The organism is Micromonospora sp. NPDC047730 (assembly GCF_043204765.1).
In the GTDB taxonomy this organism is placed as follows: Bacteria; Actinomycetota; Actinomycetes; order Mycobacteriales; family Micromonosporaceae; genus Micromonospora.
On record NZ_JBIDCU010000004.1, the window covers coordinates 319,676 to 345,759 of the forward strand.

Below are 26,084 nucleotides of genomic sequence, written 5' to 3' on the forward strand. Positions count from 1 at the left end.
CACCGGCGGTTCGCCGTGCCGGGTGGGCGGTCAGTCCGGCGGTACGGCAGGACGGCCGAGGCAGGCGTTCACCCCGCGGTTCGGCGGTGCCGGGCGGCGAGCCCGCACCGGCGGTGTCAGGATGGTCAGGCCGACGAGGAGGTGGCGATGACCGAGGGCCCGGGGTCGCTGGAGCCCGTGACCGAGCAGTGGCAGCGCGCCCTGGCGATCGTGGCGCACCCCGACGACCTGGAGTTCGGCGCCGCCGCCGCGGTCGCGCGCTGGACGGCGCAGGGCAAGCACGTCGTCTACTGCCTCGTCACCAGTGGCGAGGCGGGCATCGACGGGATGCCGCCGGCGCAGGCCCGTCAGGTGCGCGAGCAGGAGCAGCGGGAGTCCGCCGCGCTGGTCGGGGTGGACACGGTGGAGTTCCTCGGCCTGCCCGACGGCATCCTGGAGTACGGCGTGCCGCTGCGCCGCGAGCTGGCCGCGGTGGTGCGCCGGCATCGCCCCGAGATCGTCATCACCAACAACTTCCGCGACACCTGGGACGGGGCGTACGCGCTGAACCAGGCCGACCACATCGCCACCGGGCGGGCGGTGCTGGACGCCGTCCGCGACGCCGGCAACCGCTGGGTGTTCCCCGAGTAGCTCGCCGACGGCGTCGAACCGTGGGGCGGGGTACGCCAGGTGTGGGCAGCCTCCTCCCCGCTCGCCGCCCACGGGGTGGACGTCACCGACACCTTCGACCGGGGAGTCGCCTCGCTGCGGGCGCACGACGCGTACCTGGCCGGGCTGGGCGACGGCAGCTTCGACGCCGAGGAGTTCCTCGAGGGGCTGGGCCGGCCCGCCGGCGCCCGGCTCGGCGTCCGCTACGGCGCCGCCTTCGAGGTCTTCCACTTCGACCTCTGGTAGGGCTGCCGCGACGATCCTGCTCGGCACCACGGTCGAGGCGAACAACGCCTCCGCCGGAACGCGCGAGCGGCCCGCCCCACGCCGGTGGAGCGAGCCCTCGTCGACGCGCCCGTCAGGGAATCATCCGGGCCATGTCCTTGGGCATGGTGTCCTTCACGTCCTGCCACTCGCCCTGGGTCACGTGCCGGCGCAGGGTGTCCAGCACCACCTGCACCACCCGCTCCGGGCCGCCCTCGACGTCGTACGGAAAGCGCTGCCGGACCTCCAGCAGGAAGTCGTCCCGGTTCAGCTTGACCGGCACGTCCATCGGCTTCCAGCCGTCGAAGTAGATCCCCCGCACCACCACCGGCAACTGCGCGGCGAACTCCACGCTCTCCTGCACCGGCATCCGGTCGCGCAACAGGTGCAGCACCGTGCGCATCGCGCAGTAGGACTGGTTGCGTTGCTCCTTCGGCCAGCCGTAGGCCTGCTCGATGTCCCTCAACATCTCGTTGGTCTTCTGCATCGAGGACTCGATTGCCGACTGCAACTGCTCAGCCATCTCTCCACCCCCGTACGTCGGTCTCCCACCGTCGGTCGTCGTCACGTCGCGGCGGCCCCACCGGACCGCGCGGCTGCCGGGTCGGCCTGACCCGGTCGGCGCGCGGCACCCACCGGGCGTCGCCGGACGACCCGACGACGTGCAGCACGGCGCCGCGTCGTCGATCCGGTACCACCCGAACCGTCATCTCCAGCCACCTCCGTGGTGTCGGTTCCGCGGTCGCGGTCGACCGCACGCACCGTCCATGCTGCGCGGCGGCGGGGTGAGCGGGCTTCACCCGGACGGGATGAGAGCAGGGCGCGGCTCAGCCGGCGTCGAGCAGCCCGGCGAGGGTGGCGGCGTTGGTCTGCGCATAGTCGCGGTAGCAGTTGTTGAGGAGAACGTGGGTCTGCTCGGTGGAGTCGGCCAGCTCGCGCAGCTTCGGCGCCCAGTCGCGCAACTCCCGGTCGGAGTAGCGGTAGCCGAACTTCTCGTGGATGTCCTTGCTGGTCCACTTGTCGCTGTGCCCGTGGAAGCGGACCACCGCCAGGTCCGCGGTGGCGGCCAGCACCGGCGGCACCGACGAGCGGTGCCCCTGCGGCATGTCCACGCAGACGTACGCCAGCCGGTGCTGGCGCAGGAAGGCGAGCGTCTCGTCGGCGTTGTCGCCGTCGAACCAGGAGGCGTGCCGGAACTCGTAGACCGGGCGCAGCGGGGCGCAGCGCTTCGCCACCTCCAGGAGGTACTGCTTGTTGTCCCGGCGGATGGTGAACCAGGGCGGGAACTGGAACAGCAGCGCGCCGAGCCGGCCCGCCTCGACCAGCGGGTCCAGCGCGCTGAGGAACCGCGTCCAGACCTCCTCGTACGCCTGCGGCGGCAGGTCGTCCGGGTAGAGGTTCTTCTTCTCCGTGTCGGGCCGGAGGTCCTTGTAGAGGGCGTCGACCCGGGTCGGGTGCCCGGTGAGCAGGCTGAACGCCTTGACGTTGAAGGTGAAGCCGGCCGGGGTGCGCTCGGCCCACAGCCGCGCCGTCCGCTCGGCGGGCGGCGAGTAGTAGGTGGCGTCCACCTCGACGAGCGGGAACTGCCGGGCGTAGTACGCCAGCCGCTTCTCCGGGGTGTCGGCGGTCTGCGGGTACCAGCCGGAGTCCAGCAGCGTGCGGTCGGTCCAGGAGGCGGTGCCCACCTTGATCTCACCCATGGGTGGAGTCCACCGCGTCCCGGACCGACCCGCAACCGCTCGCGTCAGGCCGCCCGGCGCTCCCGGCTCTGCTTGCACTGCACGCAGGTGGTGGCGGAGGGGAAGATCTCCAGCCGCTCGACCGGGATGGCCGCGGAGCAGCCCTCGCAGAAGCCGTAGGTGCCCTCCTCCAGCCTGGTGAGGGCGTGCTCGTACTGGGTGCGGCGGTCGAGGATGGTCCGCAGCAGGGACTGCGCGGTGTCCCGTTCGGCCGTCTTGGTGCCGCTGTCGGCCTGGTCGTCGCCGGCGGTGTCGCCGACCTCCACCAGCCGCAGCACCTGGCTCTGCAGCACCGCCTGCTCGTACTCCGCGGACAGCTCGTCGTAGCGGGCCTGCAGGGAGCGCCGGATCTGGTCGATCTCCGCCTGGGATCGGCCCGTACCGACCTTGTCGTGGACGAGCATCGCTGCCTGCCTTTCTGGGCCTCAAGGTCCGCCGGGGCGCCGGTGCGTGCGCCCGGGCCGTGGTCGTCTGCGCGCGGGTGGATCACCCGTGCTCTGTGAGCCGGCCGAATACCCCGGCCCGCCGACGATCAAACCGGCCACTTTTTCCGGACGTCGCGGCGGTCAGGAGGACACCGCGGACTCCACCAGCGCCGGGTGTCGGGGGTCGTCGGCGCGCACCACGACGTCGGCGAACGAGGCCGGGGCCACCTCGTCGGCGTACCGGGCGAAGGCGGGCAGCGTCCACCGCAGCGCTGGGTCGGTGCGCCGGGCCAGGGCCGCCGGGGAGAGCGCCAGGTGGACCGTGACGTCGAAGGGCAGGCCTCCGCCGAGCAGCAGCGCCCCGCTGACCAGCAGGACGCCCCCGGGTGGCAGGTCGACGTACGCGGCGCGGCTGGCCCGGTCGGCGCGGGCGTCCCAGAGCGAGGGCAGCACCCGCCCGGAGCCGTCCGGCCCGGCCGGGTCGAGCACCTCCCGGCGCAGCCCCGCCTCGTCGACCCACCCCTCGTAGTACGCGTCGGGGTTGGTCCGGCCGTGCTCAAGGCGGACGGAGGCGGGGCGGAGGAAGTCGTCGGCGCGCACGTGCAGCACGGGCCGGCCGAGCGCGCGCAGCGGGTCGACCAGCGCGGCGGCCAGCGCGTCCGGGCCGGCGGCGGGCGGGCCGTCGACGGCCACGCGCAGCCGCCCGGCGCTCACGGTGCCGGCGAACCGCTCGGTCAGCTCGGTGACCAGCCGGTCCGGGGTGATGGGGCGGATCCGCATCCGACCATCGTGCCCCGTGGGCCGGCGGTCCCACGGGCCGGCCGACTGCGGGGTGGGCCGGGCGGTCACCGCCCGGTCGCACCGGCGCGACTCCCCCCGCGAACGGGCCACTCCGGGCGCGAGGTCAGCCGCTGCGGTCGATGGTGACGCGGGCGTCGTCGGCCAGCCGGTAGCCGACGCCGTAGACGGTGGTGACCAACGGGACGTCGACACCGACCTTGCCGCGCAGGCGGCGGACGTGCACGTCGACCGTGCGCACCCCGGCGTGCTCGTAGCCCCACACCGCGTTGAGCAGCTGCAACCGGGTGAACACCCGGCGAGGGTGGGCGACCAGGTGCAGCAGCAGGTCGAACTCCAGCCGGGTCAGCGGCAACGGCTCGCCGTCGCGCAGCACGGAGCGGGACGAGGCGAGGATGTGCAGGGCGGGGATCGTGGGGGCGGTGGCCGGGCGGGACGGCGACCGCCCGGCCGGCACGGCGTCGGGCCGACGCTCCACGGTGGCGGCCGTGATGGTGCCCTCTCCGCGTTCGAGCATCTCCCGGGCGGCCTCCAGCAGCCGACGGGCGGGTGGGGTCAGCGACTCCTCGCAGGCCAGCGGGATGTTCAGCGTCACCGTGAGCATCGGGGCGGCCGTGTTGGCGGGGCGGCGCTGGCCGCCGGGGGGCCGACCGGGAACAGCGGGCTGGGACGTATGCCATCCGGCGCGCGACGAGGCGGGGCTGACCGACATGGTCCTCCTTGGCTGGTCCGGGTATCTCCCCACGGCCCGGGACGCCGCTTCATCGATGCTTCCCGGCGCCCGGGCGAGGGTCAAGGGGCGGCTACGTTGCATGAATGTGACAATTGACGAACGCATCGGAGCCGAATGCTCGCTCTGCGTACGAAGCCTGATGATTACAGCAGAGCCGTCGGGTTGACCCGATACGGGGGGTCCCCGTCCGGTTCACGTCCGTCGAGGTGACATGTCCCGGCGCGGGTGAACCAGGCCCACCTCGGCGCCGCACGGCGGTCGGGCACGCTCCCACGGATGGCGTGGCGAAGCGGCGACATGCACGGAGACGCTGCCCAGGTGGTCACGACCGGCGGCTGCCGTACTGGCGGCGATCAGCGCTGTGGCCGCGCGGCCTCCTCCCGCCCGACCGCCGGCCCCGTTACGCCGCGCCCGGCGGCCCCGCGGCGGGCCAGCAGGTCTTCGGCGATGAGCAGCCCGGCCGGGATGAGGCCCAGCAGGAAGCCGCTGGGACCGACAAGCAGTGCGCATCCGGCCGCCCAGCCGGCCACTGTCCAGCCGACGTAAGCCGGCGCGCACTCGCCGCGCCGCCCCAGCCGCGCCAGCAGGAGGCCGAACAGGACCAGGGGGACGACGAAGCCCCCGGGCAGCGCCCAGAACACGGACAGGGACGCGTCACCGCCTTCGCCCGAGCGCAGTCCGCCGGTGAGCCACTCGCTCCAGTAGGGGTGGGGCAGGAAGACCGCGGCGTGCAGGACTCCGATGGCCGCCATCGACCATCCGGCGCCGATCGTCAATTTCTTCTTGATCATGCCCCTAGCCTCCGCCTCCTGCCCGGGGCCGCGCCTCCCCGATGAGGGGTGGCCCCCTCCCTCGCGAGAGGGAACATCCGCACGGGCGCGTGAAGGGGACGTGAAGCCGACTTGATCATTGGTGCGGCATCCGCAGCCCGGCGGAGAAGGCATCCCGCAGGTCGACGTATCCGTTGATCCGCCGTGCGATCGCGGCGTAGTGCGCCCGACGCGGGGCGGGCACCACCGGGTCGCTCAGCGCGGCGGTCAGGTCGACGACGCGGGCCCGCGGTCGGTACTCCATCCAGGTTGGCAGCACGGTCACGCCGGCGACCTCCCACCCACCGGACGGGGTGCGGGTGAAGGTGAACTCCGGCACGACCGCGTCCTGAGTGTTTTCCGCCGAGCCGTCACCGAACCGGGCGGTCAGGTTTCCCATGCCGTAGGCGACCCATTTTGCGCCGACCTTCTCGAAGGGCTGGACCACGTGCGCATGGTGGCCGACGATCAGGTCGATGTCGGGCGAGGACAGCAGCCGGCTCGCGAGGTCGACCTGGTCGGCGTTCGGTTCGTTCTGGTACTCGGTGCCCCAGTGCATCGACAGGATGACGATCTCCGCGCCGGCGACGCGGGCCCGCCGCGCTTCGGCGAGGATGGCGTCCGCGTCGATCAGGTTGGCCGCCCAGGGCCGTCCCGGCGGCAGCGGGATGTCGTTGAAGCTCAGGGTGTACGAGAGGTGTCCGATCTTGACGCCGCCCACGTCCATGACATTCGGGCGTTGGCTCTCCGCCGCGGTCCGGGCCGTGCCCGTATGCCGCAGGCCCACCCGGTCGAGGTTGTCGAGAGTACGGGCGATGCCCTCGACCCCGGTGTCCAGAGAGTGGTTGGAGGCGGTGGAACAGGTGTCGAAGCCTGCCCACGCGGCGGCGTCGGCCAGTGCGGGGGGCACGCTGAAGTTCGGCCAGCCGGTGAACGGGCCGGCGGGCTCGGCCAGGGGCGTCTCCATGTGGCAGATGGCCAGATCGGCGGCGCTCACGCGGGCGCGGACCGCGGCGAGCACCTGCGTGAAGTCGTGGCCGTCGCGTCCTGCTCGGCGCGCATCGGTGGCTGCCTGCTCGGTGAGCGCGGGGTGTACGAGCAGGTCACCGGCCGCCACCACGGTGAGTGTGTTTCGGGGTCCGGCGCTGGTGGCGGCGGCGCTGGGCGGTTCGCTTGTCGTCTCCCTCTGCGGCGCGTCGCAGCCGGACGCCAGAGCAGCGATCACCAGCAGTGCCACAGCCGACATTCTCCTCATTCAGCACATAATGCCGATGCTTCGCACAGAGCGTCGGGAGAGAGGAAAACGTCCTTCCAGGGAGGAAGGGCCAGATGCCGGCATCGTCCCGGGACGACCGCGGCGAGCCCGGCCAAGGCGCCTCCCGGGGGCGCCAGGTGCCTGCGGCACGGAGCTGTCGATCGTCAGGAGACCCAGACGTAGCGACGCTCCGGGCGGCCGGCGGAGCCGTACCGGAGGCTGACCTCCGCCCGCCCGGTGTCGGCGAAGTGTTCCAGGTAGCGACGGGCGCTGACCCGGGAGATGCCCACCGCGTTGGCGCACTCGGCGGCGGAGAGCGTCCCGGAGTGCCCCCGCAGGGCGCGCTCCACCAGCTCGGCGGTCTCCCCACTGAGGCCCCGGGGCAGCGCGGAGGTGGCGATGTGCGCGCCGCTGCGGGACAGCACCCGGTCCACGTCGCTCTGGTCGCTGACCACCGTGGCGCGCAGCGAGTTGCGCCGGGCGGCGTACTGCTCCAGCCGGGTCCGCAGCTCGTCGAAGCCGAACGGCTTGAGCAGGTAGTTGACCGCGCCGTAACGGACGGCCCGACGCACCGCCTCGGCCTCCCGGGCCGCGCTGATCACCAGCACGTCGCAGTCGTGCCGGGCGGCCCGCAGCCGGGTCACCACATCCAGGCCGAACATGTCCGGCAGGTAGAGGTCGAGCAGCACCAGGTCGGGGCGGAACTCGTCGACGGCGGCGATCGCCTCCTCGCCCGTGCTGGCCGTGCCCACCACCCGGAAGCCGTCGATGCGCTCGACGAAGCCGCGGTGGATCCGGGCCACCATGAAGTCGTCGTCGACCACCAGTACGTCGATCACCGGCTCACCTCCACTGCCCCGGTCACCGACATCCGGGCCGTGAACATCGCGCCCTCCTCGGTGTTCGTCACCGCAACCTCGCCGCCGCGACGGTGGCAGACCAGCCGGGTGAGCGCCAGTCCGATGCCCCGTTCGCCGCCGCGCGCCGCCTTGGTGGTGAACCCGTGCGTGAAGACCTCCTGGGCCAGTTGCGGGGCCACCCCCGGGCCGGAGTCGCGGACCACGATCTCCACCGAGGAGGCGTCCTGGCGTAGTTCGACCTCCACCCAGGCCGGCCCGTCCGGGACGTCACCGCCGTCCGTTCCGGTGCCGTCCGGGCTGCCGGACGGCACCGGGGTCCGGCTCTCCCGGCCGCCGGCCACGGCCTCCACGGCGTTGTCGACCAGGTTGCCCAGCACCGTCGCGACGTCCGCGGCGACCGCCGGCTCCAACCGGTCCAGGCCGGTCCGCTCGGAGATCCGCAGCTCCACCCGGCGCTCGGCGGCCAGCGCCGACTTCGCCATCAGCAGGGCCGCCACCGCCGTGTCCTGGATCCGGCTGGTGACGGTGAGGTCGAGGGAGGCCCGGTGCCGGCTCAGCGCGTCGACGTACCGGACCACCTCGTCGTGCTCGCCGATCTGGATCAGCCCGGAGATGGTGTGCAGCTGGTTGGCGAACTCGTGGGTCTGGGCGCGCAGCAGCTCGGTGGTGCTGCGGAAGGAACCGATCTCCTGCTCCAGACGGGCCAGTTCGGTGCGGTCCCGCAGGGTGGTCACCGAGCCGAGCCGACGGCCGTCCTTGCTGACCGTCATCCGGTTCATCACCAGCACCCGGCCGGCGCGCACCACCACCTCGTCCCGGGCCTGCGGCTCGTGGTCGGCGCCGGCCAGCACGTCCCGCAGCCGGCCGGAGATCCTCAGCTCGGCGAGGGTGCGGCCGAGGCAGTGCTCGGGCAGGTCGAGCAGCCGCCGGCCGACCGCGTTGACCAGGGTGACTCGCTGCTGCGGGTCCAGCGCGATCACCCCCTCGGCGATGCCGTGCAGCAGCGCCTCCCGGTGCTCGGCCAGGCCGGCGATCTCCCGGGGCTCCAGGCCCAGGGTCTGCCGCTTGATCCGGCGGGCCAGGAGCCAGGAGCCGACGACCCCGAGCAGGCTGGCGATGCCCAGGTAGGTGAAGAGGTACGACGAGGCGCCCACCAGCCGCTGGGACCATCCGGGCGACGCCTCCCCGATCATCACCACGCCGAGATGCCGCCCGAGGTTGTCCTTGCGGTCGCCGAGCACCGGCACCTGGGCGACCAGCTCCCGCGAGTCGCCGACCGCCAGCTCGCCGGACCAGCTCCGGCCCCGTGCCACCTCGGGGTCGCCGAGCTCGAGCGGGCTCCCCACCAGCGTCGGGTCGGTGGAGCTGACCACCCGGCCCCGGGCGTCGGCCACGGTCACCGAGGTCACCCCGGACTGGGTCAGCGCGTTCTGCACCAGCGGGGCGACGAGTTCCGCCGGCGCCGGCTGGTTGATCCGCTCACGCAGCAGCCGGTTGCCGGCGAGCTGCTCGCCGAGGGCGGCCACCCGCCGCCCCTCCACCCGGTTGAAGGTGGCGGCGGACTGGGCCAGCGAGACGGCGGCCACCGCCACCAGCACGACCACGATGATCGCGAGCTGGAGCACGAGCAACTGCCCGGCCAACGTACGGCGGGGGGTGACCGTGACCACAAAGACCTCAACTTCCGCTGGTGACAGAACGCAGACATAGGGTTCGCCCGGAGGCCATCATCTTGCCGCCGGACTCCTTCGAAACGGAAGAGAAACATGATGGCAACTCGGAGAAAACTGCTGGTCATGGGCGTCTCGGTCGCCACGGCGCTGGCGCTGGGCGCCTGCGGTGCCACCGCGGACAAGAACGAGGGCGGGTCCGGCGGCGACGGCGGACCCGCCACCGGACTGCGGATCATGGTGCCGAACACCCCCGGCGGCGGGTACGACACCACCGCTCGCACCGCGGCCAAGGTGATGGAGGACGCCAAGATCGCCACCGGGGTGCAGGTCTTCAACCTGCCGGGCGCGGGCGGCACCGTCGGTTTGCAACGCATGGTGAACGAGAAGGGCAACGGCAAGCTCGCCATGCAGATGGGGCTGGGCGTGGTCGGTGCCTCGTACACCTCGAAGTCGTCGGCGACGCTCACCCAGACCACCCCGCTGGCCAAGATGATCGAGGAGGCCGGCGCCATCGTGGTGCCGAAGGACTCGCCGTACAAGACCATCGGCGACCTCGTCGCGGCGTGGAAGGCCGACCCCAAGGGCATCGCGGTCGGCGGCGGCTCGTCTCCCGGCGGCCCGGACCACCTGCTGCCGATGCAGCTCGCCAAGGCCGTCGGCATCGACCCCCGCCAGGTCAACTTCGTCTCGTACGACGGCGGCGGCGAGCTGCTGCCGGCCGTGCTCGGCGGCAAGGTCGCCTTCGGCGCCAGCGGCTTCGGCGAGTTCCTCGACCAGGTCGAGGCCGGTCAGATCCGGGTCCTCGCGGTCACCAGCGCGGCCCCGATCGACGCGCTCAAGGACGTGCCGACGCTGAAGTCCTCCGGCATCGACCTCGTCTTCACCAACTGGCGGGGCATCGTCGCGCCGCCCGGCATCAGCGACGCCGACAAGAAGGTCTGGATCGACGCGCTGACGAAGATGCACGAGTCGGACGAGTGGAAGGCCGAGCTGACCAAGCGCGGCTGGACCGACGCCTTCGTCACCGGCGACCAGTTCGCCACCTTCCTCACCGAGCAGGACAAGTCGGTGGCGGACCTGCTCACACAGCTCGGACTGGCATGACCGGCATGACCACCCGACCGGAGCGGGGCGGCGACCCGCCGCCCCGCCCGGGCGCCGCCGACGGACCGGTCACCGCGCCGGTGCCGGGCCAGCCGACCGGTCCGGACCCGGCCACGTCGGGCGGGACGCCGACGGTTCCCGGCCCGGACGTGGCGCCCGCCTCGGCGGCGGGACGGCTGGGCGCGGCGCGTACGCCGGTCGGGCCAAGGGAGCCCTCGGCCGTGCCGGGCGGTCCCGCCCCGGCCGACGCGGAGGTCGAGGCGGGACCGGCGGCGACGCCGCGCCGCGACCGGGCCCAGTACGCCGTCTGCGCCTTCCTCGCCCTCGTCGGCGCGCTGGTCCTCGTCGACGCGGCCCGCACCGGGCACGCGATCAGCACCGCCGACCCGATCGGCCCGAAGCCGGTGCCGATCCTGCTCGGGGTGCTGCTGCTGATCGTCGCCGCGATCTACGCGGTGGACGTGGCCCGTGGCGGCGCCGGGGAGCCGGAGGCCGGCGAGGACGTCGACCTGACCACCCCGATCGACTGGCGGACGGTGCTGCTGCTCATCGGCGCGTTCGGGGTCAACGCGGTGCTCATCGACCGGCTGGGCTGGGTGATCAGCGGGACGCTGCTGTTCTGGGGTTCGGCGTTCGCGCTGGGCAACCGGCACCACGTGCGCAACCTGCTGATCTCCGTCGCGCTGTCGTTGATCACCTTCTACACGTTCGCCATCGGGCTCGGCGTGAACCTGCCCGCGGGCGTGCTGCAAGGGATCCTGTGATGGACAACCTCGGAAACCTGCTCGACGGGTTCGCCAACGTGGTGACCCCGATGAACCTGCTGATCGCGCTGCTCGGGGTCACCATCGGCACCGCCGTCGGCGTGCTGCCCGGGATCGGCCCGGCGATGACGGTGGCGCTGCTGCTGCCGGTCACCTACGGGATGGAGCCCACCCAGGCGTTCATCATGTTCGCCGGCATCTTCTACGGCGGCATGTACGGCGGCTCGACCACCTCGATCCTGTTGAACACCCCGGGCGAGTCGTCCTCGGTGATCACCGCGATCGAGGGCAACAAGATGGCGAAGGCGGGCCGGGCCGCGCAGGCTCTCGCCACCGCCGCGATCGGCTCGTTCGTCGCCGGCACCATCGCCACCCTGCTGCTGGTGGTGGTGACCCCGCCGGTCGTGCGGTTCGCGATCAGCCTCGGCGCGCCCGACTACTTCGCGCTGATGCTGCTGTCGTTCGTGGCGGTCACCGCGGTGCTCGGCGCGTCCCGGGTACGCGGCTTCGCCTCGCTGCTGATCGGCCTGGTCATCGGCACGATCGGGATCGACGCGGTGAGCGGCCAGCAGCGGCTCACCCTGGGCATCCCGCAGCTCGCCGACGGCATCGACGTGGTGGTGGTGGCGGTCGGCATCTTCGCCGTCGGCGAGGCGCTCTGGATCGCCGCGCACCTGCGCCGCCGCGCCGCCGAGGTGATCCCGGTCGGACGGCCGTGGATGGGGAGGCAGGACTGGAAACGGTCCTGGAAGCCGTGGCTGCGCGGCACCGCGTACGGATTCCCGTTCGGCGCGCTGCCGGCCGGCGGGGCGGAGATCCCGACGTTCCTGTCGTACGCCACGGAGAAGAAGCTGACGAGGCACCCGGAGGAGTTCGGCCGGGGCGCGATCGAGGGCGTCGCCGGGCCGGAGGCGGCCAACAACGCCTCCGCCGCCGGCACGCTGGTGCCGATGCTGGCCATCGGCCTGCCCACCAACGCCACCGCCGCGGTGATGCTGGCCGCCTTCCAGCAGTACGGCATCCAGCCCGGCCCGCTGCTCTTCGAGCGGGAGTCGGGCCTGGTGTGGACGTTGATCGCCAGCCTCTTCGTGGGCAACCTGCTGCTGCTGGTGCTCAACCTGCCGCTCGCACCCGCCTGGGCGCGGCTGCTGCGGATCCCCCGCCCGTACCTCTACGCCGGGATCCTCTTCTTCGCCTCGATGGGCGCGTACGCCGTCAACGCCCAGCCGTTCGACCTGTTCCTGCTGCTCACCCTCGGCCTGCTCGGCTTCGGCATGCGTCGCTTCGGGCTGCCGATCCTGCCGCTGATCGTCGGGGTGATCCTCGGCCCGCGCGCCGAGTTGCAGGGCCGACGGGCGTTGCAGCTCTCCGGCGGCGAGCTGCACGGCCTCATCGGCGGCTGGGTGTCCTGGACGGTCTACGCCGTGGTCCTGGTGGTGCTGCTCTGGCCGGTGCTCGGCCGCTTCGTCGTTCGACCTGTTCGCGAAAGGCTGGTGACCCGATGACGGTGCTGGTGGGGTACGTCCCCTCGGCCCTTGGTGAGGCGGCCCTTCGGGCCGCCGTGGAGCAGGCCCGGTTCCGCGACGAGCCGGTGCTGGTGGTGAACACGTCGCGCGGCGACGCCTACGTCGACCCGCGCTTCGCCCAGGAGGACGACCTGGCCCAGGTGGTGCGAGAGTTGACCGCCGAGGGGGTGCCGCACACCGTCCGCCAGCTGATGCGCGGGCGGGACGCGGCCGAGGAGATCGCGGAGATCGTCGACACGGAGGAGATCTCGCTGGTGGTGATCGGCATCCGGCACCGCACTCCCGTGGGCAAGCTGATCATGGGTTCGACCGCACAGGAGATCCTGCTTCGGGTGCCCTGCCCGGTCCTCGCGGTGAAGGCCGACTGAGTGGAGTGCCCACCACCGTTCACGGGGACCCCGGGCTGACCGGGGTCCCCGTGCGTACCCAGACGGGCCTGCTGCTCGCCCACACCGTCGTGGTGCAGGCGGTCACCTTCATGCTGCGCCCGGCGTCCGCGTACCGGGCGCTGGACCTGGACGTGCCGGCGGCCTGGCTCGGCGTGCTCGGGGCCAGCTTCGCCGTCGTGCCGCTGGTGCTCGCGGTCCCCTCCGGCCACGCGGTCGACCGGTTCGGCGAACACCGGATCGTGCTGGCCGGCTCGGGTCTGCTCGCCGCCGCCGGCGCCTGCTTCGTGCTGTTCGCCGACTCGGTCGCCGGCCTGGTCGTGGCCAGCATGGTCCTCGGCACCGGCCACCTCTTCGCGGTGGTCGGCCAACAGGCGCTGGTCGCCAACCGCACCGCGGCGGACCGGTACGACACGGCTTTCGGCTACTACACCTTCGCCGCCTCGCTCGGCCAGGCGCTCGGTCCCGGCCTCATCGTGGCCTTCGGCGGTGACCGCCCGATCCCGGACACCGGGGCGATCTTCCTCGGCGCCACCGCGCTCACCCTGCCCCTGCTGGTCGCCGCCGCGTTCCTCCGTCCGTCGGCGCACCATCGGCAGGCGGCGGGGCCGGCCGCCGGTGGGCTGGGCGGCCTGCTCCGGCAGCCGGGACTGGTGCGTGCCCTCGCGGTCAGTTGCGTCGTCCTGGCGGCGGTCGACATCACCCTGGTCTACCTGCCGGCCCTCGGTGCGGAGCGGGGCATCGCCGCCGGCACCATCGGCGTGCTGCTGGGGTTACGGGCGGTCGCGTCGATGACCTCGCGGCTGCTGCTCGGCCGGCTGGTCGCCGCCGTCGGTCGGCGCCGGCTGCTCGTCGGCACCGTCGCGATCTCCGCCGCCGGTCTCGGTCTGCTGCTGCCGCCCCTGCCGCTGTGGGCGATGGCCGTGGTGGTCACGGTCTCCGGGTTGGGCCTGGGCGCCGGGCAACCGCTGACCATGTCGTTCCTGGCCGAGGCCGCGCCGCCCGGGCTGCGCGGCCGGGCGATGTCCCTGCGCCTCACCGGCAACCGGCTCGGCCAGGTGCTCATCCCGAGCGCCGCCGGTGCGCTCGCCGCCGGCGCCGGGGCGGCGGGCGTGCTCGCCTGCACCGCCGCCGGCCTGGCTGGCGCGGCCGTCGCCGCGACCGGCCTGCACCGGCCGCCCCCGGAACCCTGAGCGCGGCCCTCGCTCGCCGAGTGGGGGAATCGGACCTGACGTGGACACCTGGACGACCACCGCCGGCGAGAACGTCTGCGCGCCCGGTCGCTTTCCAAGATCACGAACACGTAAACGTCCTTCCCGGACACATCGACGGTGGTTACAGTCACCGCCGTGAGGCTTCCATGGACTCCACGCGCGTTGCCGGCGGCGGCAGCAGACGTTGCCGCCACGTCGGCCGAGCGCGCATGCCACCGCTGAACGCGGCCCTTCGACGACGTGGCGTCATCGCGCACGCCCACGTACGCGAGGTTCGCCGGGCGGAGGCAGACGGCGCCAGACCGGTGCCGGTGGTGGGCGCCTCACAACTTCCCCAGTGCTCATCCCTCCATCTGAGAGGCACCCATGCTCAGCAACACCCCCCTGCGGCGCCGTACCCTGTTGGCCGCCGCGGCCGGCGCCGCATTCGCGCCCGTCGTCGCCGGCCAGGCCCGGGCCGCGATCCCCCGCGTCTACATCGACCCGGGGCACGGCGGCACCGACCCCGGCGCGGTCGGTAACGGCCTGCAGGAGAAGGCACTCACCCTCGACATCGCCCTGCAGCTACGCAGCATCCTGCTGGCCAACTGGAGCGTCGACGTGCGGATGTCACGGACGACCGACGTCACCCGCAGCCTCACCTACCGCACCGACGACGCCAACGCATGGGGCGCCGACCTGTTCGTGAGCGTCCACATCAACTCGGGCGGCGGCACCGGCTTCGAAAGCTACCGGTACCCGACGGCGGACTCGGCTACGGTCAACCTGCACAACGCACTGCACTCGAGGGTCCTCGCGGACATGCGGACGATCGGTGGGGTCGCCGACCGGGGCCAGCGGACGGCCAACTTCCACGTACTCCGCGAGACCACCATGCCGGCGGTCCTCACCGAGAACCTGTTCATCGACACCGTCGCCGACGCGAACCTGCTCAAGCGGGCCGACTTCATCACCGCCACCGCCCACGGGCACGCCCAAGGCATCGCGCAGTACCTGGGACTCGGCAGCACTCCCCCGCCCGCATACAGCACCATCGTGGACAACGCCACCGCGGGCCGCTTCAGCGCGAGCACCAACTGGGGCACGTCGACCTACTCGGCACAGCGGTACGGAGCCGACTATCGGTTCGCCAACCCGGTGGCCGCGAGCGACGCGGCATGGTTCAAGGTCAGCATTCCGCAGTCCGGCAACTACCGCGTCGAGGTGCGGCACCCGGCGGACCCCGGCTACAACAGCGCGACGCCGTACGTGATCGTCACCGCGGCGGGAAACCAGACGGTGCACGTGGACCAGCGCACCAACGGCGGCGTCTGGCGTTCGATCGGCACCTTCAACCTCGCTGCCGCCGACCGCAACCTGGTCGGTGTGAGCCGTTGGAGCAGCGCCGGCGGATACGTGATCGCCGACGCGGTACGGGTCACCCGGGTCTGAGGCGCCGGCCTCAGCGGTGAGGGGGAGGGCGCGGCCCGTGCAATGTCGCGCTCCGCGCCCTCCCTCGCGGAGTGATGTGTCGGCGTGGACAACGTGGGCGGCCGGACCGCGTAGGCGTACCCGTCGTAGGACTCGTCTCGCCGACGGTTCCAGCAGCAGGCCCTGGCTTCAGGAATGCGACGACCAGAACTGCCTCGGATACGTCAACAGTGTCCTCCTCTTCGCTCCGCCCTGCCTTGGGTGCGGCGGGTTCTCGGATTCGGCCAAACGGGGCGCGGGCGTGAACGCGAGCGCGGTGGCGCGACCGATCCCGTTCGCCGCACCCGTCACGAATGCGACCTTGCCCGCGAAGCTGGCGCCAGCCGTCCTGTCGATCACTGGTTCCTTTCCGCGTTGGAACTCACTCAGCGCGGCGTCCGCTGCCATGGCGGTCGCCCTCCCAGGGGTGGCGCGGTTCGTCAGGGATTGAGGAGGACCTTGATGGCCCGACGCTCGTCCATGGCCTTGTAGCGGGCGGTCGGTGGCCCCGAGATAGGCAAGGATGGTGCCCATGGAAAACGACCTTCTGCTTGCTCGACGTGCCGCCCTGACCGGTGCCGCAGTGGGTCTGCGGTATTTCGCGGCCCTCGCTCAGCTTCCCCGGCAGCTGAAGTCGGACGGCAGCGTAGTGACGGAAGCCGACCGCGCCGTCGAAGCCGCCATCCGAGAGGTCCTGGCCGACACGCGGCCCGACGACGCCGTCCTGGGCGAGGAAGCCGGGCAGAGCGGTGGGGGCAGCCGTCGCTGGATCGTCGACCCGATAGACGGCACCGCGCTGTTCGTCGCCGGTGACAACCGGTGGTTGGTGCTCGTCGCGTTGGAAGAGGCTGGCGAGATCGTCGTCGGGGTGGCCGCGGTTCCCGCGCAGGGGAAAGTCTGGTGGGCGCAGCGGGGCGGCGGCGCGTTCCAAGCGGACTTCTCCGGACTGACACTGACCGACGAGCGACGGATCACCGTTGACGGCGACAGGCCGGACATCCTGTGCGGAAGCCGACTCGGCGTGATTCCCACCGACGATGAACTCTTCCAGGCTGAACGCGAGATGATCGCACCGCTGAGTGCCATGACGTCGACCGCGCCGTGGAGCACCCATGCTGCACTGCTCGTCGCGTCCGGGCAGTTGGACCTCGCCGTCCAGACCCGGGGACAGGTGTGGGACTACGCGGCTACGTCGCTCATCGTCGAGGAGGCTGGTGGGCGCTTCAGCGGGCTTGACGGGCAGGCACAGCCCGCCCCCGGGCCGGCGCTGTTCGCGCGCAGCGGCCTCGTGCACACCGCGGCGCTGCAGGTCCTCAACACCGGCGCCGACCGGTTGGCGGACGACCACCGATCGATGCGCTGAGCAGCAGCCCGCCAGCCAAGCCCTTCGACCTTCGCCGACTGCCGCTGCCGCGCTCTGCCACAGTAATCACACCCGGTGAACGCTGATGGTCACCACGACCAGGTGGCCGGGCCCGAGGCCGGTGCCGGGCGCTCCGTTTGTCGGCGGCAGCGAAGGCGAACGACCGCGAGGCGGTACCGTGTCGGAAACCGAAGCGCTGGAGGAGGCGGGCGGAATCGACTTGCAGCACCGACCGACCGAGCTGCCAAAGGCCCGCATCGCCGAGCAGCAACCGGATACCGCGTACGCCCTCAGCGCGCTCGGGCACGACGCCCACCAGGCGCTGTCCCACTTGTCCGCTGGTCCGACGACTGGGCCGGTGCCCTCGCCGGCCACGCGGCAGTTACCGGCGAAGGGATGCCGGCTTGACTAACTTCTCCCGCCGCGATGTGACGATCGTCGACGCCTGCACGCTCCGGGGACAAGGCGGCAGCCCCACCGCCGTGCTGGTCGACGACCCGGCGCTCGACGATGGCGCACGCCGCGTGGCGGTTCGCGATGCAGGCACCTCACACGCGGCGTTCGTGGACACGGGCACGGACACTGTCCGGTTCTTCACCACGCATGGCGAACTCACCAACTGCGGGCACGGCACCGTGGCCGCCCAAGCGTTCCTGCTGCGCCGTCGCGGGGCAACAGAGCATCACGGGCACCAGCGGACCGGCGGCCGCATCTTCGGCACCACGGCGGTCGAGCGCGACGACGGCATCGAGGTGTGGTTCGACCAGGGCCTCATCGGTCTTCAGGACGGCGTTCCCGCGGGCCTCGACGGGGTCCTCGGCGCCCTCGGTATCGGGCCGGACGCCATCGCCACGAACGACACCCCGACCGTCGCATCGCCGGGAACGCCGCGACTGCTCGTGCCCGTCAAGACGGCGCCGATCCTGCGCTCGCTGCGACCGGATCTGCCCCGGCTCGCCGCTGAATGCCGCCGCCTCGGTTACCTCGGCTGCTTTGCCTACACGATGTCTCCGGTCAACGGCAGGGCGATGGCGCGCATGTTCGCGCCCGCCATCGGAGTCGGCGAGGATGTGGTCAACGCCAACAGCAGCGGATGCCTCGCCGCGCATCTTCATGTGACACATGGCCGGAACAGCGTCGAAGTCGAACAGGGACACTCTGCCGGACGTCCGTCCCTGGTGTTCGCCACCGCGACGACCACCCGTGAGGGCATCCTGACCCGGGTCGGCGGGACGGCCGTTGTCCGAAGCAGACTCGAGGGCACGGCGGCCTGACGCATCCGGGTCGTCAGGGTGTGGGTGGCCAGGATGGTGACGAGCGTCAGCGCACCGAGTCCAGCTCCGTGGAATCCACCACGATTCCGTCATCGCCGTACCGGTCAGTCCGACGGGCCCGACCGCCCGTCCGGCCCGTCGCGGTCCGGGCCGGAACGGGCCGGTTTGCGCGCCCGCCGCCGCTGGGCCAGGGCCGTCACCAGCAGGGACACCCCGAGCGCGGCGTCGCCCCAGCGGCGCAGCGCGGACCGGAGGCCGGGAGCCGGCGGCGGGGGCCCGGGAACGACGACGCGGCCCACCCCCGGGTACGCCAGCCGGGACGCACGGGCCACCTCCTGCTCCGACTCCCCCGACAGGTTGCCGTGGATGGTGACGTCCCGGGCGTCGTCGCGGTAGCGCCAGCGCCACAGGTCGCCCTCGGACCACATCTCGATCCGCTCGCCCGGCAGGGTCGCCTGTGCGGCGGATTCGGGCGGCTGGTCCGCCCGCCCCGCGTCGCCGCCGCGGCGAGGCCCACCGACGGCCCGCCGCAGGTCGGCGCGGGTGAGATCGCCGATCCCGGCGGCGTCGCCGCGGTTCAGGGCCCGCGCCACCAGGTACGCGAGCAGCCCGGCCGCCACGGGCAGCAGCAGGACCAGCACCTGCAGCAGCGAGCGCACGTCATGGGTCGGCACGTCCAGCAGCCGGGCGACGATGTCGTCGCCCGCGGCGACGGTCAGCACCCCGTAGAACGTGATGGCGGTTACGCCGATGCCGGTGCGCGCGGGGTGGTCGCGGGGGCGGTCGAGCAGTTGGTGCGGCCGGCGGTCCTTCGTGCGCAGCCGCTCGGCGAACGGCCAGGCGTACAGGGCGAGGAAGGTCAGCCCGCCCAGCACCACCCCGGGGACGAACGGGGCGGGCACGAGGTACCCGGCGATTCGGATCTCCCACGGCGGGAAGAGGCGCAGCGCCCCGTCGCCGAAGGCGACGTACCAGTCGGGTTGGGCGGGGGACGTGGCCTCGGACGGTTCGAACGGTCCGTAGATCCACACCGGGTTGATCTGCAGCAGCCCGCCGAGGGCGAACAGCACGGCGAGCACCCAGGCGAACAGGGCCAGCGAGCGCAGGGCGTAGCTGGGCCAGAGCCGGGAGCCGACGACGTTGTGTTCGGTCCGTCCCGGACCCGGGAACTGGCTGTGCGTCTGCCGCACGATGATCGCCAGGTGGATCGACACCAGCGCGACGAGGAGGGCCGGGACCAGCAGCACGTGGCTGACGAACATCCGGGGAATCATCTCGTCGGAGGGAAACTCGCCGCCGAGAGCCAGGAACGCCAGCCACGGCCCGACCAACGGGACGGACTCCGTCACCGAGACGAGGATCCGCAGGCCCATACCGGAGAGCAGATCGTCCGGCAACGAGTAGCCGGTGAAGCCGTTGAACAGGGCCAGGGCCAGCATGGTGACGCCGATCAGCCAGTTGATCTCGCGCGGCTTGCGGTACGCCCCAGTGAAGAAGATCCGGCTCAGGTGCACCACGATCGCGGCGACGAAGACCAGCGCCGCCCAGTGGTGTGTCTGCCGGATCAGCAACCCGGCAGACACGTCCCAGCTCAACCGCACCGTCGAGGCGTACGCGGCGGAGGTGGGGACGCCGTCCAGCGGCGCGTAGCTGCCCTGGTAGACGCGGTCGGCGGCGCTGGGGTCGAAGAAGAGGGTCAGGTAGACGCCGGTGAGGATCAGCGCGACGAACGAGTAGAGCGCGATCTCGCCCAGCATGAACGACCAGTGGTCGGGGAACACCTTGGCCAGGGCTCTGCGGGCGACGGGAGACAGCCGCAGCCGGTCGTCGAGGGCGCGGGCGAACCGGTCGACGATCACGGCCGGCCCCAGAAGCCGGCGCCGGGTGGGGCGGTGAAGTCACCGGTGGCGCGCAGGTGGCCGTCCGGACCGACCTCGATCGGCAACCCGGGCAGCGCTCGGGCGGCCGGGCCAGACACCGGACGGGCCGCGGCGAGCAGGTCGAACGAGGACTGGTGGCAGGGGCAGAGCAGTTGCCCGGTACCTGCCAGGTAGAGGCGGACCGGGCAGCCGGCGTGCGTGCACAGCAGCGAGTAGACGACCAAGCCGTCGAGGTGACCGCCGGCCGGTGGCCGGGTGAAGCGTCGCGGGTCGAGACGGACCGCGAAGGCGGGCCCGTCACCGGCGTCGACGTCGCCTTCCGGGAAGACCACGACCATCGTGTCCGCCGGCACGTCCTCGGGGCGCAACAGTCGCCCCTCGCGGGTCACCAGCCGCACACCGGACCCCCAGGGCGTGTCCTTCCGTGCCGTCACCGGGCGGGCGCGGTCGAACGGCAGCAGGGAGCGCAGCGGGAAGAGCGCGGTGACGCCGAGGGCGGCCAGCGCCAGCCCGAGCGCGGCGAGCGGGCCACGGCGGCGCAGCGGGCTGTCCTCGGCCGTGAACTCCGCCGCCGCCAGCGCCTGCGTGCGCGGCGGAGGGGTGAACCCGGCGTGCTCCTCGACGTAGCCGCCGGACGGCACGAGCCGCCGCCCCCAGACCGCGAGCCCCACGGCCAGACCGGCGAAGGCCACCGCGAGCGAGACGCCCTCCCACTGCGTCTGGCCGCCGAGGACGTAGGTCACCGCGAAGCCGACCGCTCCGGCGGCGCTGACCAGGAAGGCCGTGACGATGCGGCGGGTCACACCCCGGTCGGGCGGCGGTGCACCGCTGTCGCTCACTCGCCAGCCCTCCCGCCCAGCCAGCGCGCCGCCGCGACGAGCAGTCCCAGCACGACGATCCACGCCACGAGTCCCTCAGCCAGCGGGCCCAACCGGCCCAACGGGTTCCCGCCCCGGTCCAGCCGGTCGCTCTGCAACCTCCGCACGTAGGTGACCACGTCGTTGACCTGCTGGTCGCTGAGAACCTGGCTGGGAAAGACCGGCATCAGACCGGGACCGACCCGCACCGCCTCGGCCACCTGCACCGCGGTCGCGTCGTACAGGGGTGGGGCGATCGATCCGTCGGTCAGGTACGCGCCCGCCCCGGTCGCGCCGTGGCAGGGTGCGCAGGTGGCGGCGAAGATCTCCCGGCCGTTGGTGACGCTGCCGGGTGCGACCTGGGGGATCTGCGGGCCGCCGCCGAAGGTGCCGACGTGGCCGACCAGCGCCGCGATCTCGCCGGCCGAGAACACCGGCTCGGCACGTCGGGGCTGCTGCTGCTCGGTCGAGAGCGGCATCCGGCCGGTGGAGACCTGGAAGTCGACCGAGGCGGGCCCGACACCGATCAGGGAGGGCCCCCGCTGGGCGCCCTGGCCCTGCGGGCCGTGGCAGCTGGCGCAGTGCTGCCGGTAGAGCTCGGCGCCGTGGTCCGTCGGTGCCGACACGGCCGGTGCGGACGTGGACGCCGCCGACGTGGCCGGTGCTGGCGTGGCCGGTGCGGACGTGGCCGGTGCGGACGTGGCCGGTTGGGGGTCGGGCTGCGCCGCGACGCCGGGTCCGGCGGCGAGCGTCAGCACGGCACCGACGGCGAGGGCCCGCCGGGGGTGCAGCCGCACCCTGCGGCCCCGTCCGGCGGTGATCGTTGCTCGTTGGTCCACGGCCTCAGTCCAGTGTGTACAGGTAGGCGGCGATGTCCTGCGCGTCGATCGGGTCGATGCCCAGGTCCGGCATGGCGGTGCCGGGCTCGACCGCCTGCGGGTCGGCGATCCAGTGCCGCAGGTTGTCGGCGTTGTTCGGCAACGCGCCGGCGATGTAGGAGCGGGCGCCGAAGCGGGTCAGGGGCGGGCCGACCAGCCCGTTCGCCCGGTCGATGCCCGGGATGACGTGGCAGGAGCCGCAACCGTGCTCGACGATGAGCTGTGCGCCGCGCTCGGGGAAGCCGACGCGGACCTCCGGCGGTGGCGGCGGGGCGGTGCTGGCGCAGCCGGGCGCGACGAGCACGACCGGCAACACCAGCAGGACCGGCCACAGCGACCGGATTCTTCGCGTCATCACGCCCCCGCTCCGGTATGCGTGGTGACGACCGGGCCGCTCGGTTCCGGCGGGGTCACCCGGTCCGGGCTCTGCCGGTGCAGGCGCAGCAGCCAGCGCAGGAAGATGGTCAACGTCGCGACCAGCACGGCCACGTCCATCGGCGCCCACATCAGCAGGCCCGCCACCTGTTGATCGGTGAGCGGGTTGGGGCCGAGCGCCTCGGCCGGGTAGACCGGTCGCGGCGCGAAGGTGAGCACCGCGCCCAGGGCCGAGGCCGGCAGCATCGTGGCGACCAGGAGCAGCACCGCGATCGGGGCGGGCAGGCGGTGCTGCGGCGCGCCGAGCACCGGCGCCCACAGCAGCCAGGCAGCGGTGACGAAGCAGAGATGCTCGACGGCGTGCACGAGCGGTTGCTGCAGGGCGGCGAGGTAGGGCCCGGGCAGGTGCCAGACCCACAACACCAGCGTCTGCACCCCACCGGCCAGCGCAGCCGTGGTCATCGGCCGGCGCAGCCACCGGGCGGTGGGGGCGGCCCGGAGCCGGGCCAGTCGTTGCCGTAGCGGCTGCGGGCAGGCGAGGGTCAGTGGCAGCCCGGCGGCGCCGGCGGCGAGCAGCGGCCCGGCGACCAGCAGCAGGGCCATGTGCTGGATCATGTGCCCGGTCAACGACCGCCCGGCCAGGTCGGTCAGCGGAGGGCCCTGAGCGGCGAGCGCGACCAGCACGCCGAGGCCGAAGGTGGTCACCCGCCAGCCCGGCAGGACGCGTCCCGCGCCGCGGCGCGCCCAGAGCTCGTGCACGCCGCGGCCGTAGCCGGCGGCCAGCAGGGCCAGCGTCAGCACGAGCAGGATGTCGAGCAGCCCGGCCACGACGGACGCCTCCTGCGGCACGCCGCCGGTCGCGGTCATCCCTGGCATGGCGCCAGCACCAGCAGGGCGACTCCGCCCAGGACGATGATGGTCAGGAAGAGCAGGTTCAGCCAGATCCCCACGACGGCGAGCATCCTGGTGCGGGAGACCGACCGGTCCTCGCCGTCCTGGCGGATGCGCCGCCAGGCCAGCCCGGCGGCGAGCAGCGATCCCACGGTGGCCAGCGCCGGCAGCACCACCGCCAGGGTGACGACCAGACGCAGCGGCACGGCGCCGACGCGCGTGGAGCCGGTGGCGCAGGTGAGTTCGTCGACGCCCCACGCGACGATCAGGTGTACGGCCCAGGCGAGCGCGCCGCCGAGGACCCCGTACCAGAGCAGCAGCCCGCCGGCGAGGCGGGCGCGCTGACCGGGCTGGACGCTCATCACAGCCACGGCGAGAGGTAGACGGTGAACAGGATGGCGGCCCACACCGCGTCGACGAAGTGCCAGTAGATGGCCGTGTTGCGGACCCGGTCGTGGCGGTGGCCCCCAAGGTTGCCGCCGCGCAGCGAGGCGGCGAGCAGCCGGCTCAGCATGGTCAGCCCGACCAGCACGTGCAGGCCGTGGAACCCGGTGATGGCGTAGAACAGCGAGCCGTAGACGTTGGTGGTCATGGTGAACTCACGCAGCAGTTCGGCGTACTCGGTGGCCTGCAGGGCCAGGAACGTCAGCCCGAGGAGCAGGGTGGCGGCGACGCCGATGTTCAGCCGCCGGCGCTGCCCGGCGCGGATGCCGCGTTCCGCCCAGATCAGGGGCAGGCTGCTGGGCAGCAGCACCGCGGTCATCACCAGTGGGCGCAGCAGCGCCGGCTCGGCGATTCCGTCGGGGGGCCACGGCGAACCGTGCTGGAAGCGCAGGTAGAAGTAGCTGCCGAGCAGGTAGGCGAACAGGGTCGCCTCGGTGGCGACGAACATGACCATTCCCCACCAGCCGACGGAGCGGCCGGCCGGCAGTTCCGTCGTCAGCGCCTCGCCGCCGGTGGCCGCCGCGATGCCGCCTCGGGCGGCTCTCATCCGGTCACCCCCGGCTCCGCCTCTGGCCGGCGCGGCGGCCAGAGCCAGACGGCCAGCGTCGCGGCGACGGCCAGCGCGGCGGCGACGGCGACCGGGTACCAGGCGAACAACATCGCGGTGAAGAACACGAGCAGTTCCACGGCGACCAGGAGCGGCTGCAGGGAGGCCTCGGGCATCTGGACCGCGCGTTCGCGTCGGCCGTCCAGTTCGCTGGTGATCAGCGTCGTCCGGCCGTCGGCGAGGATCCGGTCACCCGTGGCGCCCGCGCCCATCGACTCCATGCTCTGGGCGTCCCAGGCGGGGTGCAGGCTGTGCACCCGCGGCAGCACCGGGAAGTTGTAGGGCTGCGGTGGTGATGCGGTCGCCCACTCCAGGCTGTCGCCGCCCCAGGGATCGGCCGGGGCCGGCCGGCCACGCCGGATCGCGTGCCCGACCCCGATCAGTACGAGCAGCAGCCCGACCGCGAGGAGGTACGCCCCGGCTGTGCTGACCAGGTTCCACCGCTCCCAGCCCAGCTCCCCGGGATAGGTGTAGACGCGTCGGGGCATGCCCCACAGGCCGTAGAGGTGCATCGGGAAGAACGTGACCTGCATGCCGGTGAACACCAGCCCGAAGGCCCACCGGCCGAGCCGCTCGTGGTACATCCTGCCGGTGATCTTCGGCAGCCAGTGGTAGATGCCGGCGAGGATCGGAAACAGCGCGCCGCCGACGAGCACGTAGTGGAAGTGCGCCACGACGAAGTACGAGTCGGTGATCTGCTGGTCGAAGGCGGTGATCGCGAACATGGTGCCGGTGAAGCCGCCGACCACGAAGGTCACCAGGAATCCGATCACGAACAACATCGGCACCCGGAGGACCAGCCGGCCGAGCAGCATGGTGGCCAGCCAGGCGAAGATCTGGATGCCCGACGGGATGGTGATGATCGTGCTGGCCGCGCTGAAGAAGCTGTAGGACAGCTGCGGCAGCCCGGTGGCGAACATGTGGTGCACCCACACGCCGAAGGAGATGATCGCGATGGACACGATGGAGAGCACGACCAGCGCGTAGCCGACCACGCCCCGGCGGGTGAAGGCCGGCAGCACCGCCGAGACGATGCCCAGTGCCGGCAGCACGATGATGTAGACGTCCGGATGGCCGAAGATCCAGAACAGGTGCTGCCAGAGCAGCACGTTTCCGCCGGCCTCCGGATCGAAGAAGTGGGTGCCGAACCGGCGGTCGAGGAACAGCATCGCGTTGTCCAGGTTCAACGCGGGCAACGCGAAGATCACCATGAACGCGGTGGCGACGATCGCCCAGACGAACAGCGGCACCCGGTCGAGCGACATGCCGGGGGCGCGCAGCTTCAGCGCGGTGACGATGAAGTTGATCGAGCCGGCGGTGGTGGCGATGCCGAGGAACAGCAGCCCGAGGGTGTAGACGTCGATGTTCATCCCGGGCATGCTCTGCTCACCGGCCAACGGCACGTACGCGAACCAGCCGGCGTTCGGGGCCGCGCCGAAGGGCAGGCTGGCCCACATGAACAGCCCGGCGAAGAGGAAGATCCAGTAGCCCAGCGCGTTCAGCTTCGGAAACGCCATGTCCCGCGAACCGATCATGAGCGGGACCAGGTAGTTGCCGAAGCCGAAGAGCATCGGGGTGGCGAACAGGAAGATCATCGCCGTGCCGTGCATGGTGAACAGCTGGTTGTACTCGTCCGGGGAGAGCAGGGTGGACTCGGGGCGGGCCAGTTGGGTGCGCATCGCCAGCGCGCTGGTCCCGGCGAGGGCGAAGAACAGTCCGGCGGTGACCAGGTAGCGCCGCCCGATCTTCTTGTGGTCGACGGTGCCGAACCAGGCGACCAGGGACGGCCGCTCACCCCAGTGCTGTTCCAGCCGCGCCAGGTCCTCGCGGGTCGCGCCGGCCGGCGGTGCGGCAGCGGTCGACATGTC

Annotated in this window: 28 protein-coding genes; 11 read left to right on the plus strand and 17 right to left on the minus strand. The window is 72.4% G+C overall.

The window, feature by feature from the left end; genetic code table 11:
- Window positions 1-147 precede the first annotated feature (147 nt).
- Window positions 148-630, plus strand: coding sequence for a PIG-L deacetylase family protein (locus ACGF5G_RS13460; protein ID WP_393262322.1), 483 nt, complete (start codon window positions 148-150; stop codon window positions 628-630).
- Between the two features lie 39 nt (window positions 631-669).
- A complete protein-coding gene (locus ACGF5G_RS13465; RefSeq protein ID WP_393262324.1) occupies window positions 670-894 on the plus strand; it encodes a hypothetical protein in 225 nt (74 codons plus the stop codon).
- A gap of 112 nt (window positions 895-1,006) precedes the next feature.
- On the opposite strand, the gene ACGF5G_RS13470 is transcribed toward ACGF5G_RS13465, so the two are convergent.
- The 9 genes from ACGF5G_RS13470 to ACGF5G_RS13510 form a co-directional block, all read right to left on the minus strand.
- Window positions 1,007-1,435, minus strand: a complete 429-nt coding sequence (locus ACGF5G_RS13470; RefSeq protein WP_357695769.1) for a DUF2267 domain-containing protein — start codon at window positions 1,433-1,435, stop codon at window positions 1,007-1,009.
- A 304-nt stretch (window positions 1,436-1,739) separates the two neighbouring features.
- A complete protein-coding gene (locus ACGF5G_RS13475; RefSeq protein ID WP_393262329.1) occupies window positions 1,740-2,612 on the minus strand; it encodes a DUF72 domain-containing protein in 873 nt (290 codons plus the stop codon).
- A 44-nt stretch (window positions 2,613-2,656) separates the two neighbouring features.
- Window positions 2,657-3,055, minus strand: coding sequence for a TraR/DksA family transcriptional regulator (locus ACGF5G_RS13480; RefSeq protein WP_393262331.1), 399 nt, complete (start codon window positions 3,053-3,055; stop codon window positions 2,657-2,659).
- A 162-nt stretch (window positions 3,056-3,217) separates the two neighbouring features.
- Window positions 3,218-3,856: a uridine kinase gene (locus tag ACGF5G_RS13485; RefSeq protein WP_393262334.1), complete on the minus strand. Its 639-nt coding sequence runs from the start codon at window positions 3,854-3,856 to the stop codon at window positions 3,218-3,220.
- Between the two features lie 124 nt (window positions 3,857-3,980).
- Complete coding sequence (locus tag ACGF5G_RS13490) at window positions 3,981-4,586, minus strand: winged helix-turn-helix domain-containing protein (RefSeq protein ID WP_357695775.1); 606 nt, start codon at window positions 4,584-4,586, stop codon at window positions 3,981-3,983.
- A gap of 374 nt (window positions 4,587-4,960) precedes the next feature.
- Window positions 4,961-5,398, minus strand: a complete 438-nt coding sequence (locus tag ACGF5G_RS13495) for a DUF6463 family protein (RefSeq protein ID WP_393262337.1) — start codon at window positions 5,396-5,398, stop codon at window positions 4,961-4,963.
- 115 nt (window positions 5,399-5,513) lie between these two features.
- Entirely contained in the window at window positions 5,514-6,662 is a 1,149-nt protein-coding gene (locus tag ACGF5G_RS13500) for a CapA family protein (RefSeq protein ID WP_393262340.1), read from the minus strand.
- Between the two features lie 173 nt (window positions 6,663-6,835).
- The gene (locus ACGF5G_RS13505) at window positions 6,836-7,510 is read right to left on the minus strand and encodes a response regulator (protein WP_393262343.1); all 675 of its coding nucleotides are present in this window, start codon (window positions 7,508-7,510) and stop codon (window positions 6,836-6,838) included.
- Window positions 7,507-9,201, minus strand: coding sequence for an ATP-binding protein (locus ACGF5G_RS13510; protein ID WP_393262346.1), 1,695 nt, complete (start codon window positions 9,199-9,201; stop codon window positions 7,507-7,509). Before ACGF5G_RS13510 ends, ACGF5G_RS13505 begins: the two co-directional genes overlap by 4 nt.
- Window positions 9,202-9,300: 99 nt before the next feature.
- Between ACGF5G_RS13510 and ACGF5G_RS13515 the strand changes: the two genes are divergently transcribed.
- From ACGF5G_RS13515 to ACGF5G_RS13555, 9 genes are all read left to right on the plus strand, one after another.
- A complete protein-coding gene (locus tag ACGF5G_RS13515; RefSeq protein WP_393262348.1) occupies window positions 9,301-10,308 on the plus strand; it encodes a Bug family tripartite tricarboxylate transporter substrate binding protein in 1,008 nt (335 codons plus the stop codon).
- A gap of 5 nt (window positions 10,309-10,313) precedes the next feature.
- Window positions 10,314-11,072, plus strand: coding sequence for a tripartite tricarboxylate transporter TctB family protein (locus tag ACGF5G_RS13520; RefSeq protein ID WP_393262350.1), 759 nt, complete (start codon window positions 10,314-10,316; stop codon window positions 11,070-11,072).
- On the plus strand, window positions 11,072-12,577 hold the full coding sequence (locus tag ACGF5G_RS13525) for a tripartite tricarboxylate transporter permease (protein WP_393262352.1): 1,506 nt from the start codon (window positions 11,072-11,074) through the stop codon (window positions 12,575-12,577). Before ACGF5G_RS13520 ends, ACGF5G_RS13525 begins: the two co-directional genes overlap by 1 nt.
- Window positions 12,574-12,966: a universal stress protein gene (locus ACGF5G_RS13530; protein WP_393262355.1), complete on the plus strand. Its 393-nt coding sequence runs from the start codon at window positions 12,574-12,576 to the stop codon at window positions 12,964-12,966. Before ACGF5G_RS13525 ends, ACGF5G_RS13530 begins: the two co-directional genes overlap by 4 nt.
- A 50-nt stretch (window positions 12,967-13,016) precedes the next feature.
- The gene (locus ACGF5G_RS13535) at window positions 13,017-14,177 is read left to right on the plus strand and encodes an MFS transporter (RefSeq protein ID WP_393262357.1); all 1,161 of its coding nucleotides are present in this window, start codon (window positions 13,017-13,019) and stop codon (window positions 14,175-14,177) included.
- Between the two features lie 387 nt (window positions 14,178-14,564).
- Window positions 14,565-15,629 carry an N-acetylmuramoyl-L-alanine amidase gene (locus ACGF5G_RS13540; RefSeq protein WP_393262359.1) on the plus strand — a complete coding sequence of 355 codons (1,065 nt, stop codon included), beginning with the start codon at window positions 14,565-14,567 and terminating at the stop codon, window positions 15,627-15,629.
- Window positions 15,630-16,179: 550 nt separating this feature from the next.
- On the plus strand, window positions 16,180-17,010 hold the full coding sequence (locus tag ACGF5G_RS13545) for an inositol monophosphatase family protein (RefSeq protein WP_393262362.1): 831 nt from the start codon (window positions 16,180-16,182) through the stop codon (window positions 17,008-17,010).
- Between the two features lie 178 nt (window positions 17,011-17,188).
- Window positions 17,189-17,422 carry a hypothetical protein gene (locus ACGF5G_RS13550; RefSeq protein WP_393262365.1) on the plus strand — a complete coding sequence of 78 codons (234 nt, stop codon included), beginning with the start codon at window positions 17,189-17,191 and terminating at the stop codon, window positions 17,420-17,422.
- The gene (locus ACGF5G_RS13555; protein WP_393262367.1) at window positions 17,415-18,284 is read left to right on the plus strand and encodes a PhzF family phenazine biosynthesis protein; all 870 of its coding nucleotides are present in this window, start codon (window positions 17,415-17,417) and stop codon (window positions 18,282-18,284) included. The genes ACGF5G_RS13550 and ACGF5G_RS13555 overlap by 8 nt, the downstream gene beginning before the upstream one ends.
- A 104-nt stretch (window positions 18,285-18,388) precedes the next feature.
- Here the strand turns inward: ACGF5G_RS13555 and ACGF5G_RS13560 are convergent, their stop codons facing one another.
- Genes ACGF5G_RS13560 through ctaD form a run of 8 tightly spaced genes read right to left on the minus strand, consistent with a single transcriptional unit; the run spans window position 18,389 to window position 26,081 of the window.
- Window positions 18,389-20,143 (minus strand): cytochrome bc complex cytochrome b subunit, encoded by a 1,755-nt coding sequence (locus tag ACGF5G_RS13560; RefSeq protein WP_393262370.1) that lies wholly within the window; start codon window positions 20,141-20,143, stop codon window positions 18,389-18,391.
- A complete protein-coding gene (locus ACGF5G_RS13565; RefSeq protein ID WP_393262372.1) occupies window positions 20,140-21,003 on the minus strand; it encodes a ubiquinol-cytochrome c reductase iron-sulfur subunit in 864 nt (287 codons plus the stop codon). Before ACGF5G_RS13565 ends, ACGF5G_RS13560 begins: the two co-directional genes overlap by 4 nt.
- Entirely contained in the window at window positions 21,000-21,860 is an 861-nt protein-coding gene (locus tag ACGF5G_RS13570; protein WP_393262374.1) for a c-type cytochrome, read from the minus strand. Before ACGF5G_RS13570 ends, ACGF5G_RS13565 begins: the two co-directional genes overlap by 4 nt.
- Before the next feature lie 4 nt (window positions 21,861-21,864).
- On the minus strand, window positions 21,865-22,254 hold the full coding sequence (locus tag ACGF5G_RS13575; RefSeq protein ID WP_393262377.1) for a c-type cytochrome: 390 nt from the start codon (window positions 22,252-22,254) through the stop codon (window positions 21,865-21,867).
- Window positions 22,254-23,141, minus strand: coding sequence for a cytochrome c oxidase assembly protein (locus ACGF5G_RS13580; protein ID WP_393262380.1), 888 nt, complete (start codon window positions 23,139-23,141; stop codon window positions 22,254-22,256). Before ACGF5G_RS13580 ends, ACGF5G_RS13575 begins: the two co-directional genes overlap by 1 nt.
- Window positions 23,138-23,527: a hypothetical protein gene (locus ACGF5G_RS13585; RefSeq protein ID WP_393262383.1), complete on the minus strand. Its 390-nt coding sequence runs from the start codon at window positions 23,525-23,527 to the stop codon at window positions 23,138-23,140. Before ACGF5G_RS13585 ends, ACGF5G_RS13580 begins: the two co-directional genes overlap by 4 nt.
- Entirely contained in the window at window positions 23,527-24,156 is a 630-nt protein-coding gene (locus ACGF5G_RS13590) for a heme-copper oxidase subunit III (RefSeq protein WP_393262386.1), read from the minus strand. The genes ACGF5G_RS13585 and ACGF5G_RS13590 overlap by 1 nt, the downstream gene beginning before the upstream one ends.
- Complete coding sequence (ctaD, locus tag ACGF5G_RS13595; RefSeq protein ID WP_393262388.1) at window positions 24,153-26,081, minus strand: cytochrome c oxidase subunit I; 1,929 nt, start codon at window positions 26,079-26,081, stop codon at window positions 24,153-24,155. Before ctaD ends, ACGF5G_RS13590 begins: the two co-directional genes overlap by 4 nt.
- Window positions 26,082-26,084 lie beyond the last annotated feature (3 nt).